This is a genomic window from Candidatus Streptomyces philanthi (assembly GCF_059553635.1).
Genome location: NZ_JCANQV010000494.1, coordinates 1 through 2,599, shown reverse-complemented (window position 1 = coordinate 2,599; position 2,599 = coordinate 1). Strand labels below are relative to the sequence as shown.

2 protein-coding genes are annotated in these 2,599 nt (G+C 76.6%); one reads left to right on the top strand and one right to left on the bottom strand.

What is annotated here, in order from left to right; all coding sequences use genetic code 11:
- A partial coding sequence (locus AC51EU_RS29415) for a lysylphosphatidylglycerol synthase domain-containing protein (protein WP_496270140.1) occupies positions 1-430 on the top strand: 430 nt, incomplete at its 5' end.
- Positions 431-683: 253 nt separating this feature from the next.
- On the opposite strand, the gene mptB is transcribed toward AC51EU_RS29415, so the two are convergent.
- Positions 684-2,159, bottom strand: coding sequence for a polyprenol phosphomannose-dependent alpha 1,6 mannosyltransferase MptB (gene mptB / locus AC51EU_RS29410; RefSeq protein WP_496270139.1), 1,476 nt, complete (start codon positions 2,157-2,159; stop codon positions 684-686).
- Positions 2,160-2,599: the final 440 nt, after the last annotated feature.

The following is a 2,599-nucleotide window of genomic DNA, read 5'->3' as shown; positions in this document are numbered from 1 at the left end:
GCGCGTCCGGGCGGTGATCGCGCCGTTCCACGACGCGGGCCGGGATGTCGTACGCCGTGCCTGGCCGCGGCTGGCGACCGGGATGGCCGCCACCCTCGCCGCGCAGGGCGTCCTGTTCCTGGCCTGTCTGCGTGCGGCCGGTGACCGTACGGCGCCCGGTATCGTCCTCGCGGTCTTCGCCGCCAGCCGGCTGCTCACCCAGATCGCCGTGACCCCCGGCGGCATCGGCGTCACCGAGAGCGCCGCCGCCCTCGCCCTGGTCTCCCTCGGCGGCACCCCCGCCGCCGTCGCCTCGGGCCTTCTCCTCTTCGCCGCCTTCACCCATCTGCTGGAGATCCCCCTCGGCTGCCTCACGGGCGCACTCTGGCTGCTGCGCGAGGGCCGTCGGCGGCCGGGGAGGAGCCCCGAGGATCAGCCGGCGACTTCCTGACGTCACGTCACCCGTCCGGCGTCCACTTCCACATGCGTGCCGGTGAAGCGGGCGCGCAGACGCCGGTCGTGGCTGACGACGACCGCGCCGCCGTAGCCGGACAGGACCTCCTCCACCTCCTCGATCTGGTGGGGCCTGGTGGGCGGCGGGGTGTGCTTCGGTGCGGGGGTGCTTCCTGGTGGAGATGTATCTCTGGGTGGGGGCGTGCGGCCAGGGTGAGTGATCCCCCTGGCCGCACGCCCCCAACACCCCCTCACCCCAAAGGAACCCCCCGCCCAGGCAACGCATACCTCCCCGCCCCGCGCCCCCCGCGCCCCCTCCGTGCCAGTACTACGAGCGCGGCCCCGCCGCCCGTCACGGCGGCGAGGACCGCCGACGGGGTCGGGCCCTCGCCCGAGGGCATCACCACCAGCAGCAGGGCCACCACCGTCACCTTCAGCGCCGTCGGGGCCCACCGGCGGCGGGCCGTCGCGGCGAGCGGCGCCAAGCCCCACAGCGCGTACCACGGCTGTACCACCGGCGCGCACACCACCAGCGCCAGCAGTCCCGCGCCGGTAGCGCGTTCGGCGCCGATACGGGGCGCGCGCCCCGCGCAGACCACCAGCGCGCACAACCCGAGCAGCGTCCCGGCAAGCCGTACCGCGCCCATCGTCCCGGACACGGTGCCCAGCCCCAGCGCCTCGGCCGCCCGCCCCAGGACATGGCCCGCGTCCGTACTCAGCGACAGCACCGTACGCACCTCGGCGGCGCTGTCGAGGGTCCGCAGCCATCCCCAGCCCTGCCCCACGGCGGCCACACCCGTCACCGCCGTACCGGCCGCCACCACAAGAACGCCCGCGGCCCGCCGCGCCCTCCGCCACCCGCCCGTACGCCCGGCGGCCGACACCACGCCGGCGCACAGCAGCGCCACCCCGGCCGGGGCCTTCACCAGGGCCGCCGCCGTCAGGACGACCGTCCCGGTGGCCCAGTGTCCGCGGCGGAACGCCAGCAGCCCGGCCGCCATCAGCCCCAGCATCAGCGCCTCGTTGTGCGCCCCGCCGACGAGGTGCACCAGCACCAGCGGGTTGAGCGCCCCGGCCCACAGCGCGCAGGACGGATCAGCGCCCGCGGCGGACGCCGTACGGCGCAGCGCCCACGCCAGGAGCGCGAGTCCCGCCAGTGCCACCAGCCTCAGCACCAGGACGGCGGCGACGGCATGGCGTTCCCCGGTGAGCCCCACCACGCCCCGGGCGACCGCCACGGACAGCGGCCCGTACGGGGCGGGCGTGTCGAGCCACATCCCGGGGACGTTGGCGGCGAGCGGCCCGCCCAGTACCTCGGGCCCCACCGCGTACACATCCGCCCCACGGGCCGCGAGCGCCCCCTGGGCGACATAGCTGTACGCGTCGCTGCTCGCCAGCAACGGGCCCGGCAGCAGCGGAAGCGCCCAGCACCACAGCGCCGTACGCAGCCGCCGCCACGGTACGAGGACGCCCTGCGCGAGGAGGGTGCCCAGCCGCCACCAGGCGCCGGCGAGCAGCACCAGACCGGCGTACGACAGGGCGACGCACACCCAGGTCAGCGGCGCGCCGTGCCGGGCCCACACCCCGTCGGGCGCGCCGTGCGGCAGCGCCCCGGCGCCCCACCCCCCGGCGCCCAGCAGACAGGACCCCAGGACGCCGAGGACGACGCACCCGTGGACGGCGGGGCGTCCCGGGGAGAGCCGTACGGAGTGCCGTGTTTCGGCCACCGCTACCGGCCCCGGCACACGGTGTGCGGCACCGGCCCGGGACGGCGCGCCACCACGCGCCACCCCGGCTCGTACGGGGCGTCCGTCACCACGCCCGTCACGGTGTCCCTGCCGGCCCTCACACGCCCTCCGCTCGACCGCCGGGTCCGCTCCGCCCGGCGCACCCGTACCAACGAGTGCCCCCGGCGCGGGACATGGCCTGACGGCCGATTTCCGCGCCCCCGGTGGCCTGCGGCGGAACGTTAGTGAGGCGTTAGCCGATCACCAACGGCGGCGCACAGAGTGGGACACGCAAGGCCGGGGTCCGGCCGCACCACCACGAGGGGAACCCATGTCGCACACGCTGCTCCGCCAGGGCCGCAAGGCCGCCGCCGCCGCGCTGATCGCCGCCGCCGCGCTGTCACTGACGGCCTGCCAGGGCGCCTCGGCCGACGCGAAGG